Genomic DNA, 15,802 nt, shown 5'->3' with positions numbered 1-15,802 from the left:
AATAATAATTATTATTAAAATAAAATCAGATGGTTTGAAGTTTTATTTGAGGCGGTTCCGGCCAAACGGAAAAATCTTTCAGACGGCCTGCCGGCGTATCCTTTATAATATTCATCCGTTTAATATTCTTTCAGACGGCCTCGAAAGCATAAGGCCGTCTGAAAACCTTTTTACAGAAAACAGCATCATGAAATTTATCGACGAAGCCAAAATCGAAGTGGTGGCAGGCAAAGGCGGCAACGGAGCCGTGAGCTTCCGCCGCGAAAAATTCGTACCGCGCGGTGGCCCCGACGGCGGCGACGGCGGCAAAGGCGGCAGCGTGTTTGCCGTGGCCGACGAAAACGTCAACACACTGGTGGAATACCGTTTCGTCAAACGTTATCAGGCCAGAAACGGCGAAAAGGGCCACGGTTCCGACCGCTACGGCAAAGGCGCCGACGACATCGAACTGCATATGCCCGTGGGCACCCTGATCCGCGACATCGACACCGGCGAGCTGCTGGCCGACCTTACCCACCACGGCCAGCGCGTGTGCGTGGCGCGCGGCGGCAAAGGCGGTTTGGGCAACATCCACTTCAAATCATCGGTCAACCGCGCCCCCAAACAGTCCACACCCGGTGAGGAGGGCGAGGCGCGCACTTTGCAGCTTGAGCTGAAAGTCTTGGCCGACGTGGGTCTGCTCGGTATGCCCAATGCCGGCAAATCCACCCTGATCCGCGCCGTGTCCGCCGCCCGCCCCAAAGTGGCCGACTACCCCTTCACCACCCTGCACCCCAACCTCGGCGTGGTGCGTATGGACGAAAACCACAGCTTCGTGATGGCCGACATTCCCGGCCTAATTGAAGGCGCCGCCGAAGGCGCGGGTTTGGGGCACCGCTTTTTGAAACACCTTTCGCGCACCGGCCTGCTGCTGCATGTGGTGGACTTGGCACCGTTCGACGAAAACGTCAACCCTGCCGCCGAAGCGCTGGCGCTAATTGAAGAATTGCGCAAATACGACGAAGAACTATACGATAAGCCGCGCTGGCTGGTGTTGAACAAACTGGATATGCTCCCGTCCGAAGAAGCCGAAGCGCGCGCCGCCGAGTTTCTGGCGCAAATCGGCTGGAATCATCCGCAGCCCGACGACAGCTTCGGTTTTGATATGCAAACCCCGCGCCTGTTTAAAATCAGCGCACTCACCCACGAAGGCACGCAGGATTTGGTGTATCAGATCAGCACCTACCTCACCGAGAAAAAGCGCCTGGCCGCTGAAGCGCAGGAAGCGGAGCGTGAAGCCGCAGCCGTAACGGCGGAGCAGCCGAAAACCGATACGGCGGTGTTTAAGGCCGAATAAAGGCTTTAGATGCCAACCCGTTCCGCCCGCAAAAACAAACGGGGCAAACCCTGACGGTTCGCCCCGTTTTTGATAAGCCGAGACCTTTGCAAAATTCAAATTACTATCTGAAAAAACCTGAATTCCGTCATTCCCGCGTAGGCGGGAATCCAGACACTTGGCATCCAAGTATTTGTTTAATCAATACTTCAATATTTCCATCTAGATTCCCGCCTACGCGGGAATGACGGGATTTAAGCATTTCAGACGGCCTTAAGGTATTTTTGCAAAGGTCTCAAGCCGGTTTACAGCTTGTCGGCAGCTTCCGACAAATAGGCGGCCACGCCTTGCGCATCGGCTTTCATGCCTTTGTCGCCTTTGTTCCAGCCGGCCGGGCATACTTCGCCGTGTTCTTCGGTAAATTGCAGCGCATCCACCATACGCAGCATTTCGTCGACATTGCGGCCCAAGGGCAGGTTGTTCACCACTTGGTGTTGCACGATGCCGTTTTTGTCGATTAAGAACGAGCCGCGGAAGGCTACGCCGCCTTCGCTTTCAACATCGTAGGCTTTAGCCAGCTCGTGCGCCACATCGGCCACCATGGTGAATTTCACCGGGCCGATGCCGCCCTGGTTCACCGGCGTGTTGCGCCATGCGGCGTGGGTGAACTGGCTGTCAATCGACACGGAAAACACTTCGACGTTGCGTTTTTTAAACTCTTCCACGCGGTGGTCGTGGGCGATGATTTCAGACGGGCACACAAAAGTGAAGTCCAGCGGATAGAAAAACACCACGGCGTATTTGCCTTTGGCGGCTTCGGCAAAGCTGAAGTTGTCCACTACTTCGCCGTTGCCCAAAACGGCAGAGAATTTTTTATCGGCATCATGGAAAAACGGGGCGGGTTTGCTAACTAAAACGGCCATGAGAAGAGCTCCTGTGTTGATGATGTGAAAAACGGGTTTTCTTAAAAATTGCGCGAAAACGCCGCTATTGTAGGCCGAATCCGCCGCAAAGGTAAACCGTTTGCCGCTTGGGATGTTAAAATCCGCCGGGTCAGCCCAAACCTAACAGGAGAGAAAATGTCTGTTGCCGTACGCCTGCTCGCGCCCGAAGATGAGGCCGCCTGGCTGCCGTTGTGGCAGGCTTATCTCGATTTTTACCGTGCCGTATTGAGCCGAGAAACCACCCGCAACACTTGGCAGAGCATCATGCGGTCGGCCGAGATAAAGGGTTTCGGCGCATTTGATGCCGATAACCGGCTGGCGGGGTTTGCGCATATCGTTATCCACCCGAACACTTGGAACATCGGCAAATGCTGCTATCTCGAAGATTTGTTTGTTGACGCGGGCTGCCGCAGGCAGGGTGCGGCGCGCAGCCTGATTGGGGCCGTTTACCGTTTCGCCGAAGCGGAGGGGTTTAACCGCGTATATTGGGTTACCGATAAAAACAACCTGGCTGCGCAGTCGCTCTATAATCAGATAGCGCGCCAAACCGATATGGTGCAATATCGCAAAGACTTTCCCTAACGGATAATGTTAAACTTCAGGCCGTCTGAAAGATTTTCAGACGGCCTGTATATGGCAAAACCACTTGTTTAATAACCGTTCCGCCATACCCGGGTTAAGCACGGGTATGGCGTGTGCACTTTATTATTAAGTTGCTTCGTTATCGGATATAGAAAGTATTGTTGAGAACCAAGCAAGCCAAATCAAGAAAGCCGCACATGAAAAAAATCACGCCCGTCCTGCTTGCCGCCGCACTGGCGGCCTGCACCTCTTCACCGTTTGAAACCGTTCCCGAAACCGGCGGCGGCCGCGACGCGCACGGCTGCATTCCTTCCGCCGGATACAGCTGGTCGGCGTTGAAACAGCAGTGTATCCAACCGTTCGACAATCCCGACATCACATTCGCCGACCTCGATAACGACACGCTGGCGGTGTATGTGCTGCTGTCGGACGACAAATCCCGCGCCGAAGTGTTCGCCTCCGGCGTGCCGGAAAACACTATTTTGGAAAGCGTAAAAGGCGGCTATGCCTCGCGCGACGGCAAAATCCGCCTGCTGCGTGAAGAGAGCGGCTGGCGGTTGGTGAAATAACGCATTGTTGTTTTTCTTTGGTGGCAGTTGTAACGATATTAGGTTTGCTGTTAGACAAACTCGATATGCTAGTGCCTGAAGAAGCAGAAGCGCGTGCTGTTGAGGTTCTAATACAAATCAGCTGAAACCATCCGCAGCTCGGCCACAGTCGATTTTGATATGCAAATACTATAATTATTTAAGATCAGTACGCTTATCCTCAGTCTCGAAGCTGCGCAGCATTTGGTATGAAAAATAGGCATGTGCTTAAGGCGGAGTGAAAGATTTTCAGACGGCCTGATCTATCTATAAGGTAAAGGTTGTCTGAAAACCAAATAACTTAGTTATTTGGGCTGTATTTAAAACATCATTGCTTAACTTAGTGGATTTATAAATTAGATGGCAACCAATCCCAAAATATGGCTTGATTTTAATGAACAACTTAAACTATTACAATCACGCGGGCTTCAAGTCGATGATGAGCAAAAAGCTAAAGAATACCTATCTCGTATAGGATATTATCGCTTAAGCGGTTATTTTTACTCTCTTAGAGAAATAACTGGTGAATTGGTCATTTTAGAAAACTATAAAAAGCCTAAAAAAGTAAAAACTGATAAGTTGATATTAGATACGTTCAAAGAAGGTGCTTGTTTTAAAGATGCAGTTGATTTATATGTGTTCGATAAACAACTGCGATTATTGGTAATGGATGTATTGGAACGTATCGAAGTTGCCCTACGCACCGATATTGCCCACACATTGGGGAGTCTGGATAAATTTGCTTATCTCAAACCGGAGTGTCTGCATGAAAGTTTTGCTGCTCTTGAAAATTTAGATAGCCAAAAAGGTATTACCAAACATCAAGCCTGGCTGGCTAAGCATGCAGCATTAATCACCCGTTCCAAAGAAGATTTTATTTATCACAATAAAACCAAATATGGTTTACCTATACCTATTTGGGTGGTTTGTGAGATATGGGACTTTGGTACTATGTCTACACTTTTCTCTGGCATGCGTATGCGGGAACAAGATGAAATTTCACAAAAATATGGTGTTAGTAATGGGCGCATTTTTGCCAGTTGGTTGCGAAGTTTAAACTACTTACGTAATGTATGCGCCCACCACTGCCGCTTATGGAATAGGAGCATTAAAGACCAACCGAGGTTGCCAGACGTTAATGACAGCCCTCCTGTTTGGATGGGTGCTTTCCCCAAAAAAGAAAATCAGGAGCAGGCAAAAGCACGCTGTTTCTTACTGCTATTCATCTGTAAGCATTTGCTTAGCATCATTAATCCTTCCTCAAGCTGGTGTGAGAGAATGAAAGAACACTTACTGACTTTTCCTGAGCTTAACCATCTAGGTTTAAATTTACAAGGTATGGGGGCACCCACTGATTGGCAAAACTGGTGGAATAAAAAACTCCCCAGCAGCCATACTGTAAAATAGTACAACCGAGGGGAGCCGTGTTGATTTAAATTTTACCCCCAGCTCACAACTCCTGTCAAAAAAAAGAATCTGAGTATCTGAATCATGAAACCAACTATGCTGACTATCTATAACACGCTAACCCGCCAAAAAGAACCCTTTATCCCCCTCAACCCCGAAAACGTGCGTATGTATGTTTGCGGCATGACGGTTTACGACTACTGCCATCTCGGCCATGCCCGCGTGATGGTGGTGTTCGATATGGTGGTGCGCTGGCTGCGCGCGCAGGGCTATCCGCTCACTTATGTGCGCAACATCACCGATATCGACGACAAAATCATCGCCCGCGCCGCCGAAAACGGCGAAACCATCGGTGAGTTGACCGCGCGTTTTATTCAGGCCATGAACGAAGACGCCGATGCGCTGGGCGTGCTGCGGCCCGATGTCGAGCCGAAAGCCACCGAACACGTCGGCCAGATGATTGCCATGATTGAGCGGCTGATTGCCAACGGCAAGGCGTATCCTGCCGAAAATGGCGATGTTTACTACGCCGTGCGCGAATTTGCCGCCTACGGCCAGTTGTCGGGCAAGTCGCTGGACGATTTGCGCGCGGGCGAACGGGTGGAGGTGGGCGGCTTCAAGCGTGATCCGCTTGATTTCGTGTTGTGGAAAGCCGCCAAGCCCAATGAAGCCGATTCTTGGGACAGCCCGTGGGGCAAAGGCCGCCCCGGTTGGCACATCGAATGCTCGGCGATGGGTGAAGAGCTGTTTGGCGACACCTTCGATATCCACGGCGGCGGCGCCGATTTGCAGTTCCCCCACCACGAAAACGAAATCGCCCAAAGCGTGGGCGCACACGGTGCCTGCCTGCACCACGAGGCGCACGGCAAAACCATCGCCAGCCATGTGAAATACTGGCTGCACAACGGTTTTATCCGTGTGGACGGCGAAAAAATGTCGAAATCGCTGGGTAATTTCTTCACCATCCGCGATGTGCTCAAGCAATACGATCCCGAAGTGGTGCGCTTTTTCATTCTGCGCGCCCATTACCGCAGCCCGCTGAATTATTCCGACGCCCATCTCGATGATGCCAAAGGCGCGCTTACCCGCCTCTACACTGCCCTGAAAAACACTCTGCCTGCCGAAGTGGACGTGCGTGAAGACAGCAATGACTACACCCGCCGTTTTTATGCCGCCATGAACGATGATTTCGGCACGGTGGAAGCGATGGCGGTGTTGTTCGAGCTGGCGGGCGAAGTCAACAAAACCAACAGCGCCGAATTGGCCGGTTATTTGAAAGCGCTGGCGGGCATCATCGGCCTGTTGCAGCGCGATCCGCAGGCGTTTTTGCAGGGAAGCGGTGTTTCAGACGGCCTTTCCAACGCAGACATCGACGCTTTAATTGAACAGCGCAAACAGGCGCGCGCGGTAAAAAACTGGGCCGAATCCGACCGCATCCGCGACCTGCTCAACGCCGAAAATATTATTCTGGAAGACGGTGCCGGCGGCACCACTTGGCGGCGCGGGTAGTTTCACCGTTAGCCGCAGCCGTTATCAAACCACAGGCCGTCTGAAAACAGGCAACTTGCCATATTTATTTTCAGACGGTCTGAGACCTTTGCAAAATTCTTTTCGATATCTTAAAACACTTGCGTCATGCTCGGGCTTGACCCGAGCATCTTGTTGTTTCAAAAGAAATAACAGATACCCGGGCCGGGCCCGGGCATGACATGGGTGTTTCGCAAGCCGGGGCGGGCTCGAACCTCCCGGCTTGAAGTTTGTCGGCTTGAAAGCGCCTAGTTACACGATATAGGCAGAAACTTCACTTTGCCATTGTTCTTCGTAGATGTTTACTGATTGTGCGTATTCGGTAACGGTGGCGCCGACAGCCAGCCCCGCGCCGCTTTCCGCGCCCAATACGGCAGACAGATCCAATTCGGTAACGGCAAGCAAATCGTTCAGAGCGGGCAGGCCGTCTGAAAGTTGTTCGGAAAGTTCGGCCGTGCTTTCCGAAGCCGTTGCCGTTTCGGCGGTTTCGGTTTGCTTGTATGCCGCTTGGTTGGTGCCGGTGCCCGATATGGTGTCGCTGCCGATGCCCAAATCCAACACATGGGCGGTTTCGGCGGTTTCAGGCGCATAACCGGCGGCAGGTGTGGAAACGATATGCTGCACTTCCGCCAACTCTTTGCCGTTGTGGGTATTGTTGTCGGCGTAAACATCGACAACGGTATTGCGTTCGATCCAGCTGCGGTAGAGGTTGCCGGTTAAATCGGTGGTGATATCGTTGCCGCTGACAAACAGTTCGGGAATTTCGCTGCCGGCACGGCCGAGCAGACTGATCACGGGTTTGTCCATCGTGCCGTGTATTTCGAAGGTGTTGTCGGTAACGCGGTAGGTTTCGGCGTTGCCGATCATCTGCACACCCTCGATGGTGCCGTCGGACTGTTCGCGTATGGTCAGGCTGTTGCCGGATACGGTTACTTCGCCGCGCAGCTGGCCGCTGTTGTTTTCTTCGATGATGAACACGGGCATGGTACCCTTGGGGATGCGGTCGATATCGATGGTGTTATCCACGACATTAATCGTGCCCGAGCCTTGGCCGTTGGTGCCGAGGGTGGTGTTTTTGGTGTTGTTGATCACGGCGATGGCATATTTGGTGGATGCGCCCTCGATGGTGTTGCCGGTGATATCCAGCGTGTAGTGCATATTCGGCTCGTGGTTGCGGAATTCGATACCGTAGGTTTGGGTGGCGTTTTGATAAACGTCCAGATTTTCGATGGTATTGCCGCTGATTTCAAAATGGCCGGTATCGCTGCTGCGCAAATCGCGCAACTGCGTGTTGGTCTGCATATGGATGCCGGCGTAACCGAAATATTTCAACCCTGCGTTATCGTCTTGCGCCAAGCGGAAATCGGGGTCGGCGATAATGGTGTTGTTGTTGATTTTTACCGTATCCATCGTGAATTGGCGGTTATACACGGCAATGCCGTAGAGGCGGTCGCCGATGGATGTGTTGTTTTCGATAACGATATCGTCACCGTCGTGTACATCCAAACCTTTGCGGTAGTTGTGGTCGGTGGTGTTGTTGGTGTAGGTGATGCCGTAGTTGTAGCTGCCTGCCATGCTGGCGATGCCGTAACCCGTGCCGCCGTCGGCTTCGTGGCCGTTCCACGACATGGTGTTGCCGTCGGCGGTGAAGTCTTTCTGGTAGGCCAGCAATACGCCGGCTACGCGGTTATGGTGCAGATTGCTGTCGACGATGCGGTTGTTTTCGCCCAAAGGCAGGTTTTCGTAGGTTTCATCAACCTCGCCGCGGATCAGGCGGGCTTTGTAAGTGCGGCCGTTGGCGCTGTCGGGGTCTTTTTGCAGGGTTTGGGTGGAGGTGAAAAACACGCCGGCACGGTTGGCACCCGATACTTCTACTTTGCTGATCAAGGTGTTGTCGGCATCGTTTACCAGAATGCCGTTCACTTTGCCGAAATAGCTTTGGCCGGTGCGGTAAAAGTCGGGGTTGGTGTATTTCACCGACAAGTCGGCAATGGTTTTGTTGCTTTGGCCGTCGATCAGAATGCCGGCAAACGCGCGGATATCGTCTTCGTTGGTGTCGGAATTGAACACGCCGGTTTGTGCTTTGTCGAACGAAATAGTGGTTTTGCCCATGCCGTCGCCGAACAGGGCGGTTACGCCCGAGTTGGCTTTGTTTAACACGATTTGGTTGGAAATATACAGGCTGCCGCTCAAATAGACGGCGGCGTTTTCTTTGTGTGCGGCGGCTAAAGCGGCGTTGATGGCGGCCAGACTGTCGGTTTGGCCGCTCGGATCGGTGCCGAATTCGGCGGCATCGATATATTTGCCGTATTGCGGGTGTTCATACACACGATAGCCGTTTTGCGTTGCGGTTTGGCCGTCTGAAACTGCGGCGGGGGTATCTGTTGAAACGGTTTCAGACGGCGTGTTTACAGGTGCGGTCGTGTTGCCGGACGCGGTGTTTTTCGCATCGGATTCGGCACTCTCGGATAAGGTTGCGGAATCGGCCGTTGTTTGTTCGGTTTCTTTGTCGGAAGAGGAAACGGTTTCAGACGGCGTGTTTACAGGTGCGGTCGTGCTGCCGGACGCAGAGTTTTGTGTATCGGCTGCGGTGCTTTCGGATGAGGTTGCGGAATCGGTCGTTGTTTGTTCGGTTTCTTTGTCGGAAGAGGAAACGGTTTCAGACGGCGTGTTTACAGGTGCGGTCGTGCTGCCGGATGCAGTGTTTTGCGTATCGGCTGCGGTGCTCTCGGATGAGGTTGCGGAATCGGCCGCGGCTTCTGTTGCTGCATTTGTTTGCGCTGCGGTGTTTGAAGATGTTGCGATTTTGGCGTTAGCGGCCGTATTGGCAGACGAAGCGGCAGCTTGTGCGGTTGTTGAAGATGTGCTGCTTTGGGTTGCCGCAGCTGCCGGCGCCTGATCGGAACCGCCGCCACCGCCGCCACCGCCGGCCAATGCACCGAGCAGGCCGGCACCGGCCAGGCCGCCTAAGGCCACGGCCAGTTTGTTTACGCCGTTGCCGGAGTTGTTTTGGTGCACGGTTACTTGTTCGGCTGTTAAGGGTTTGGCGGGAATTTCGCCGTCATAGGCAGTCAGCGAACCATCAGCCTGCAAGCCTTTGATATTGCCGGTTGCATGGGCGTAGTAGTTTTCGATAACGATGTCGGGGCGGGCGGAAGCAGAGGCTTTGTCGCGAATGTGCAGGTTGTCGCCCACCCGGGTGAATTCCAGATTTTCAGGGGCAAGGCCGGTGGCGGCATCGGCAAGCTGATAGTCGGCGAGTGCGGCAGCCTGTATGTGTAAGGCTTGGCCGGAACCGGCATTTACATTGAAACGGGCGGCTTGCTCGGTGGCTGATGTGCCTTTCGGCCGGATAACGGTGAGAATAATTTGGTTTGACATTTTGAAGCTCCGTAATGTTGTTGGTAAATTTGTTTTAAAACAATAGCTTGAAAAACTTTCGAAATGACGGCAAAGTTGTTTCTCGATTGTTTTGTTTTGTTAAGAAATACAAACTTATTCAGAATTTATTGATTTAAAATAACCAATAAATCTTTTTTAATTTTTATATGTTTTTAAAATAAACATTTATCTTATTGTTTAACATCAATAAAAATATGAAAATAGAGTTTTCAAAAAATGCTTTTTGATTTTATAAATTCCAATTCCATAATTTACAAATGTAAACTAAATTTATCACTCATGATAAAGTAATGCAAATAATTATTTGCCATTTGCAATAAATTGGTAAATTATGCAACAGTGATGATGGTGATGGACTGGCTTGGGCAGTTGGGCGTGCTTGCGGCTCGGGGGAGGGCGGTTGTGAAGGCCGTCTGAAAAAAACGGTTTTGTAGGAGGGGATGGGCAAATGTGGTAGGCGGGAAATATCGATATATCGGAAATCTCCGCAAAAAAACCGGCTGCGGCGTATTTCTGTGTTGCGTGTTGCACGCTTGCTTGGCTTTATATTTGGATATGTCTGCACCCGCTGAGCTGCCTCACCTTGAGAGGGAGGTCTTTTACAAAGGCCCTGTGCCTGCTTTAGCCCGCTGTTTTTTCGGTGCAATTTGCGTTACAATAACCGGCTTTCAAACTGAAGCGGAAGGCTACAGGGGTTGTTTGGATGGGTTTCAGACGGCCTCGGGGGCTGCGGCAATTCCGTTTGCCGTCAGCCCCTAGTTATTTGCCGCATCCTGCCGTATCGTGCGGGACGAACCACAGAATTCAAACGAATCAATATTATGGAAAATGTAAACCGTATCGCCGCGGAAGGCATTGCCGCAGTGGCCGCCGCCGCCGATTTTCAAGCTTTAGAGTTGGTTAAAGCCCGCTACATGGGCAAAACCGGCGAATTGAACGCCCTGCTGAAACAGCTCGGCAGCCTGCCGCCCGAAGAAAAGAAAACCGTCGGCGCGCACATCAACGAATGTAAAAACCGTTTTCAGACGGCCTATAACGAAAAACGCGATGCGCTTAACGCCGCCAAACTGCAAGCGCAGTTGGCAGCCGAAGCGCTCGATGTTACCCTGCCCGGCCGCGGCCAAAAGAGCGGCGGCCTGCACCCCGTTACCCTGACCCTGCAACGCGTGGTCGAACTCTTTCACGGCATGGGTTTCGACGTGGCCGACGGCCCCGAAATCGAAGACGATTTCCACAACTTCCAAGCGCTCAATATCCCGCAAAACCACCCCGCGCGCGCCATGCAGGATACTTTTTACGTGGAAAACGGCGATGTGCTGCGCACCCACACCTCGCCGATTCAAATCCGCTATATGCTGGATAAAAAGAACCCGCCCATCCGCATCATCGCCCCCGGCCGCGTGTACCGCGTCGATTCCGACGCCACCCACTCGCCGATGTTCCACCAGGCCGAAGGTTTGTGGGTGGAAGAAGGCGTAACGATGGCCGACTTGAAAGCCGTGTTCACCGACTTTATCCGCCGCTTTTTCGAGCGCGACGACTTGCAAGTGCGCTTCCGCCCCTCGTTTTTCCCGTTTACCGAACCTTCCGCCGAAATCGACATCATGGGCGACAATGGGCGGTGGCTGGAAGTGGGTGGTTGCGGCATGGTGCACCCCAATGTGTTGAAAAATGTGAATATCGATCCTGAACGCTACACCGGCTTTGCCTTCGGCATCGGACTGGATCGCTTCGCCATGCTGCGCTATGGTGTGAATGACTTGCGGCTGTTTTTCGATAACGATTTGAATTTTTTGAAACAATTCCGATAAGCTCTTGATGAGGCAAGCTTGGTTGTGGCCGTTTGCGGCGATGATGATTTGTGTTGCATTATTTGGCTATTGCAACCATCAAGCCATGCAACTGGCTGATTTGAAAATAGGAAACGGCGATATCGAAGCGGCTTTAAACTGGAGTCGATATGCGGTTTGGTTTGTTGGGCTGGGTGCAGTTTTCGGTTTGTTGGCCTGCTGTTTGCAACCATATTGCAGGCGTTGGGAAAAATTGGCTCTGATTGTTTGCTTTATTTGCATTTACGGCATATTTTTATTGTATCGGCAGGCTTGCTGATTTAGCCTTTATCAATACAAAAATGTGAATAAAAGCTGTTTCAGACGGCCTGCCTATCAAGGTTAAACAATGATGGATAAACTGAACATTCAACCCTTAAGCAACGCCGTGATGCGTTTGCAGGAAGGCTGGCAGCGTTACCTGCAAGACATCAGCGACACCCAAATCCGCGACGGCCTGATACAGCGGTTTGAGTTTACCTACGAAATCAGCCACAAAACATTGAAACGTTATCTGGAATATGCTTCTGCTAATCCTGCCGAAATTGATTTAATGACATTTCAAGACCTGATCCGCACCGCCAACGAACAAGGTTTGCTGCTTGGCGATTGGTCGGACTGGAGGCAATACCGCGATATGCGCAGCCGCACCAGCCACACTTACGACGAAGCGGTTGCCTTGACAGTGGTGCAAGGCATAGAAAAATTTTTGACCGAAGCGGTATTTTTGCAAAATACATTGCAAGAAAAACTGGCGGAGTAAGCCGATGAAAGGTTTGGACGTTGCGCCTGAATATTTGCACATCATCATGCGGATTCTGCAAAAATATGTTCCGCAATATGCGGTTTGGGCGTTCGGCTCGCGGGTGAAAGGCACGGCCAAACCTTATTCCGATTTGGATTTGGCAATAATCACCAAGGAGAAGGCCTTACCCTTATCCGTACACGCCGCTTTGGCCGAAGCCTTTTCCGAATCCGACTTGCCGTGGAAAGTGGATATTGTCGACTGGCAGCTGGCCAGCCCCGATTTCCGCAGGATAATCGAATCCCATTATATTGTTTTGAAATAACTATTTTCCGGCACAGGCCGTCTGAAAATTTGAAATAACCGGTTTGAATATTATTATCACAAGAGATACCTCATGCAATTTTCCTACAACTGGCTGAAAACCCAAGCCGATGCCAATCTTTCCGCCGACGAATTCGCCCATCTGCTCACCATGTCCGGCCTCGAAGTCGAAGAAGCCGACAAAGCTGCGCCCGAGTTTAGCGGCGTGGTGGTGGCCGAAGTAAAGTCGGTGGAAAAACATCCCGATGCCGACCGCCTGAACGTTACCCAAGTCGATGCCGGCACCGGCGAATTAATTCAAATCGTTTGCGGTGCGCCGAATGTGCGCGCCGGCATCAAAGTGCCGTGCGCCTTGCCGGATGCGGTACTGCCGGGCAATTTCAAAATCAAGCCCACCAAAATGCGCGGGCAGGTTTCCAACGGCATGCTGTGTTCCACCAACGAATTGGGGCTGCCCGACGACGGTGTGGACGGCCTGCACATTCTGCCCGCCGATGCGCCCGTTGGCCAAAACCTGCGCGACTATCTGGATTTGGACGACACCGTTTTCACCCTGAAAATCACGCCCAACCGTGCCGACTGCCTGTCGATTAAAGGCTTGGCGCGCGAAGTGGCGGCCTTGACCCAATGCGCCCACACGCCGGTAGCGGTTCAGACGGCCGCCGTGCAAAGCAGCAAAATCCAGCCGGTGCGCATTGATGCGCCTGCCGATTGCGGCCGCTTTTTAAGCCGCGTGATTGAGAACGTGAACGCCGAAGCGCCCACGCCCGATTGGTTGAAACAGCGTTTGGCGCGCAGTGGCATCCGCAGCATTTCGGCGCTGGTTGATATCGGCAACTATGTGATGCTGGAGCTTGGCCAGCCGATGCACGTGTTTGATGCCGACAAACTTTCCGGCAGCATTATCGTGCGCCGCGCCGCAGAAGGCGAAACGCTGGAATGTTTAAATGAAAAAACCGTATGCCTGTCTGAAAACACTTTGGTGATTGCCGACGAACAAGGTGCGTTGAGCATGGCCGGCATCATGGGCGGCGCAGCGAGCGCGGTTTCAGACGGCACCAAAAACATCGTGCTGGAAGCAGCTTGGTTCGCACCGGAAATCATCGCCGGCAAATCGCGCCAATACGGCTTCGGTTCCGATTCGTCTTTCCGCTTCGAGCGCGGCGTGGACTTTGAATTGCAGCGCGACGCCATCGAGCGCGCCAGCGAATTGGTGTTGCAGATCTGCGGCGGCGCGGCGGGCGAAATAACAGAGGCCGTGGGCAAGCTTCCCGAACGCAAAACCGTAGCCGTGCGTACGGCGCGGGTGGAAAAACTATTGGGTGTGGCGGTGGACGAAGCGCGCATCGAAAGCATTTTGGCTGCGCTGGGCCTGCAACCGAAAAAAGTTTCAGACGGCCTGCAAACCACATCGCCGAGCTTCCGTTACGACATCGAAATCGAAGCCGATTTAATCGAAGAAATCGCCCGCGTTTACGGCTATGAAAACATTCCCGACGATGCCACTTCAGGCCGTCTGAAAATGTTGGCACTGCCCGAAACCCGCCGCAACCGCTTTGTCGTTTACAACCAAATGGCCGCGCGCGGCTATCAGGAAGTGGTGAGCTATGCCTTCGTGGACGAGCAATGGGAGCGCGACTTTGCCGCCAACGAAAACCCCATCCGCCTGCAAAACCCGCTGGCCGCGCAATACAGCGTGATGCGCTCCACCCTGATCGGCGGCTTGGTGGAAATCCTGCAAAACAACCTCAACCGCAAACAAAACCGCGTGCGCGTGTTTGAAATCGCCCGCGTGTTCAGCAAAGGTTCAGACGGCCGTTTCGTGCAAAACGAACGCATCGGCGGCCTAGTGTACGGCTCCGCCGATCCCGAACAATGGGGCGAGAAAACCCGTGCGGCCGATTTTTACGATGTGAAAGGCGATGTCGAAGATTTGCTGGGCGGCAAAAACGTGTCGTTCGTGAAGGCCGAACATCCCGCACTGCACCCCGGCCGCACCGCCGAAATCGTGATGGACGGCCATACCGTCGGCTTTATCGGTGAGCTGCATCCGCAATGGCTGCAAAAATACGACCTGCCGCAAGCCGCGCTGGTGTTTGAAATCGACATGGCCGCCGTGCTCGGCAAAGAAAAAACCGTTTACCGCCCCGTGTCCAAATTCCAGCCCGTGCGCCGCGATTTGGCGTTTGTGTTGCCGGAGAATGTATCGCACGATGCTTTGCTGGGCGCACTGAATAGTGTGAAGAGCAGTTTGGTGCAGGAAATCGCCGTGTTCGACGTTTACCGCGGCGCCGGTTTGCCCGAAGGCATGAAGAGTATCGCGGTGAAAGTTCTGTTGCAGGATGCGGAAGCCACGCTGACCGACGAAGCGGTGGAGCCTTTAATCGAAAAACTGGTGAAATCCGCTGAAAGTGCGGGCGCGCAACTGCGGCGTTAAAATTTTCGATATTCTCTTGAATTCTAAAAAAAAATTAGTGATAATCCACATCTGTTGAAAAAACGAAGGTAATAAAATGACACTAACTAAAGCCGAATTGGCCGATATTTTGGTAGAAAAAGTAAGCAGCGTAACCAAAAACGATGCCAAAGAAATCGTCGAACTCTTTTTTGAAGAAATCCGTTCCACTTTGGAGCGCGGTGAAGAAATCAAAATTTCCGGTTTCGGTAACTTCCAATTGCGCGACAAGCCCCAGCGCCCCGGCCGCAACCCGAAAACCGGTGAAGAAGTGCCGATTTCCGCCCGCCGTGTGGTAACTTTCCACGCCAGCCAAAAACTCAAAGGCATGGTGGAGCACTACTATGACAAACAGCGCTAACCTTCCCAACATCCCTGCCAAACGCTATTTCAGCCTGAACGAAATGTGCGAGCTGGCGCAAATCAGCACCGCCCAATTTGCCCAATGGCAGCACGAAAACGGCGTGGTGGTCGGCTACGGCGGCAATAACTACACCCGCGCAGACGTGCTTAAGGTGCTGAAACTGAAAGATACTTTCGCCCCGTTTATCGACACGTTCAACCACAACGCTTTAGATGCTTCGGGCAATCCGGCGATTCAGGCCGAAGAAATGCGCGAAGAGCTGAAAAAAATGTTGGGTGAAGTTGAAAAAACGCTTGCCAGCTAAGCCGCATGATTCTATAA

The 15,802-nt window shown here is 52.5% G+C and carries 14 protein-coding genes; 12 read left to right on the top strand and 2 right to left on the bottom strand.

Annotated elements, in window-relative coordinates; genetic code table 11:
- Positions 1 to 187: 187 nt before the first annotated feature.
- Entirely contained in the window at positions 188 to 1,336 is a 1,149-nt protein-coding gene (gene obgE / locus H3L92_RS09005) for a GTPase ObgE (protein ID WP_085365447.1), read from the top strand.
- Between the two features lie 284 nt (positions 1,337 to 1,620).
- Here the strand turns inward: obgE and H3L92_RS09000 are convergent, their stop codons facing one another.
- The gene (locus tag H3L92_RS09000; protein WP_085366109.1) at positions 1,621 to 2,238 is read right to left on the bottom strand and encodes a peroxiredoxin; all 618 of its coding nucleotides are present in this window, start codon (positions 2,236 to 2,238) and stop codon (positions 1,621 to 1,623) included.
- A 156-nt stretch (positions 2,239 to 2,394) separates the two neighbouring features.
- Between H3L92_RS09000 and H3L92_RS08995 the strand changes: the two genes are divergently transcribed.
- The 4 genes from H3L92_RS08995 (at position 2,395) to cysS (ending at position 6,344) form a co-directional block, all read left to right on the top strand.
- Entirely contained in the window at positions 2,395 to 2,841 is a 447-nt protein-coding gene (locus H3L92_RS08995; protein WP_085366108.1) for a GNAT family N-acetyltransferase, read from the top strand.
- A 197-nt stretch (positions 2,842 to 3,038) separates the two neighbouring features.
- Complete coding sequence (locus tag H3L92_RS08990; RefSeq protein WP_085366107.1) at positions 3,039 to 3,410, top strand: hypothetical protein; 372 nt, start codon at positions 3,039 to 3,041, stop codon at positions 3,408 to 3,410.
- Between the two features lie 378 nt (positions 3,411 to 3,788).
- Complete coding sequence (locus H3L92_RS08985; RefSeq protein ID WP_085366106.1) at positions 3,789 to 4,835, top strand: Abi family protein; 1,047 nt, start codon at positions 3,789 to 3,791, stop codon at positions 4,833 to 4,835.
- Positions 4,836 to 4,931: 96 nt separating this feature from the next.
- Positions 4,932 to 6,344, top strand: a complete 1,413-nt coding sequence (gene cysS, locus H3L92_RS08980) for a cysteine--tRNA ligase (protein ID WP_085366105.1) — start codon at positions 4,932 to 4,934, stop codon at positions 6,342 to 6,344.
- A 270-nt stretch (positions 6,345 to 6,614) separates the two neighbouring features.
- On the opposite strand, the gene H3L92_RS08975 is transcribed toward cysS, so the two are convergent.
- The gene (locus H3L92_RS08975) at positions 6,615 to 9,743 is read right to left on the bottom strand and encodes a right-handed parallel beta-helix repeat-containing protein (protein WP_085366104.1); all 3,129 of its coding nucleotides are present in this window, start codon (positions 9,741 to 9,743) and stop codon (positions 6,615 to 6,617) included.
- Positions 9,744 to 10,585: 842 nt separating this feature from the next.
- Between H3L92_RS08975 and pheS the strand changes: the two genes are divergently transcribed.
- The 7 genes from pheS (at position 10,586) to H3L92_RS08940 (ending at position 15,785) form a co-directional block, all read left to right on the top strand.
- A complete protein-coding gene (gene pheS / locus H3L92_RS08970) occupies positions 10,586 to 11,575 on the top strand; it encodes a phenylalanine--tRNA ligase subunit alpha (RefSeq protein WP_085366103.1) in 990 nt (329 codons plus the stop codon).
- 7 nt (positions 11,576 to 11,582) lie between these two features.
- Positions 11,583 to 11,873 carry a hypothetical protein gene (locus tag H3L92_RS08965; protein ID WP_147286728.1) on the top strand — a complete coding sequence of 97 codons (291 nt, stop codon included), beginning with the start codon at positions 11,583 to 11,585 and terminating at the stop codon, positions 11,871 to 11,873.
- Positions 11,874 to 11,942: 69 nt separating this feature from the next.
- On the top strand, positions 11,943 to 12,356 hold the full coding sequence (locus H3L92_RS08960; protein WP_245945416.1) for a nucleotidyltransferase substrate binding protein: 414 nt from the start codon (positions 11,943 to 11,945) through the stop codon (positions 12,354 to 12,356).
- Positions 12,357 to 12,360: 4 nt separating this feature from the next.
- Complete coding sequence (locus H3L92_RS08955) at positions 12,361 to 12,663, top strand: nucleotidyltransferase family protein (protein ID WP_085366102.1); 303 nt, start codon at positions 12,361 to 12,363, stop codon at positions 12,661 to 12,663.
- 72 nt (positions 12,664 to 12,735) lie between these two features.
- The gene (pheT, locus tag H3L92_RS08950; RefSeq protein ID WP_085366101.1) at positions 12,736 to 15,099 is read left to right on the top strand and encodes a phenylalanine--tRNA ligase subunit beta; all 2,364 of its coding nucleotides are present in this window, start codon (positions 12,736 to 12,738) and stop codon (positions 15,097 to 15,099) included.
- A gap of 76 nt (positions 15,100 to 15,175) precedes the next feature.
- On the top strand, positions 15,176 to 15,478 hold the full coding sequence (locus H3L92_RS08945; RefSeq protein ID WP_085366100.1) for an integration host factor subunit alpha: 303 nt from the start codon (positions 15,176 to 15,178) through the stop codon (positions 15,476 to 15,478).
- On the top strand, positions 15,462 to 15,785 hold the full coding sequence (locus H3L92_RS08940) for a hypothetical protein (RefSeq protein WP_085366099.1): 324 nt from the start codon (positions 15,462 to 15,464) through the stop codon (positions 15,783 to 15,785). Before H3L92_RS08945 ends, H3L92_RS08940 begins: the two co-directional genes overlap by 17 nt.
- The last annotated feature ends 17 nt before the right edge of the window (positions 15,786 to 15,802 follow it).

Source organism: Neisseria dentiae (assembly GCF_014055005.1).
GTDB lineage: Bacteria > Pseudomonadota > Gammaproteobacteria > Burkholderiales > Neisseriaceae > Neisseria > Neisseria dentiae.
Note: the sequence above shows the minus strand (reverse complement) of the source record. Positions and strands in the feature narration are given on the sequence as shown.

Coding starts and splice junctions, on each gene's coding strand:
- obgE (WP_085365447.1), top strand. CDS start 188: ATGAAATTTATCGACGAAGCCAAAATCGAAGTGGTGGCAGGCAAAGGC.
- H3L92_RS09000 (WP_085366109.1), bottom strand. CDS start 2,238: ATGGCCGTTTTAGTTAGCAAACCCGCCCCGTTTTTCCATGATGCCGAT.
- H3L92_RS08995 (WP_085366108.1), top strand. CDS start 2,395: ATGTCTGTTGCCGTACGCCTGCTCGCGCCCGAAGATGAGGCCGCCTGG.
- H3L92_RS08990 (WP_085366107.1), top strand. CDS start 3,039: ATGAAAAAAATCACGCCCGTCCTGCTTGCCGCCGCACTGGCGGCCTGC.
- H3L92_RS08985 (WP_085366106.1), top strand. CDS start 3,789: ATGGCAACCAATCCCAAAATATGGCTTGATTTTAATGAACAACTTAAA.
- cysS (WP_085366105.1), top strand. CDS start 4,932: ATGCTGACTATCTATAACACGCTAACCCGCCAAAAAGAACCCTTTATC.
- H3L92_RS08975 (WP_085366104.1), bottom strand. CDS start 9,743: ATGTCAAACCAAATTATTCTCACCGTTATCCGGCCGAAAGGCACATCA.
- pheS (WP_085366103.1), top strand. CDS start 10,586: ATGGAAAATGTAAACCGTATCGCCGCGGAAGGCATTGCCGCAGTGGCC.
- H3L92_RS08965 (WP_147286728.1), top strand. CDS start 11,583: ATGAGGCAAGCTTGGTTGTGGCCGTTTGCGGCGATGATGATTTGTGTT.
- H3L92_RS08960 (WP_245945416.1), top strand. CDS start 11,943: ATGATGGATAAACTGAACATTCAACCCTTAAGCAACGCCGTGATGCGT.
- H3L92_RS08955 (WP_085366102.1), top strand. CDS start 12,361: ATGAAAGGTTTGGACGTTGCGCCTGAATATTTGCACATCATCATGCGG.
- pheT (WP_085366101.1), top strand. CDS start 12,736: ATGCAATTTTCCTACAACTGGCTGAAAACCCAAGCCGATGCCAATCTT.
- H3L92_RS08945 (WP_085366100.1), top strand. CDS start 15,176: ATGACACTAACTAAAGCCGAATTGGCCGATATTTTGGTAGAAAAAGTA.
- H3L92_RS08940 (WP_085366099.1), top strand. CDS start 15,462: ATGACAAACAGCGCTAACCTTCCCAACATCCCTGCCAAACGCTATTTC.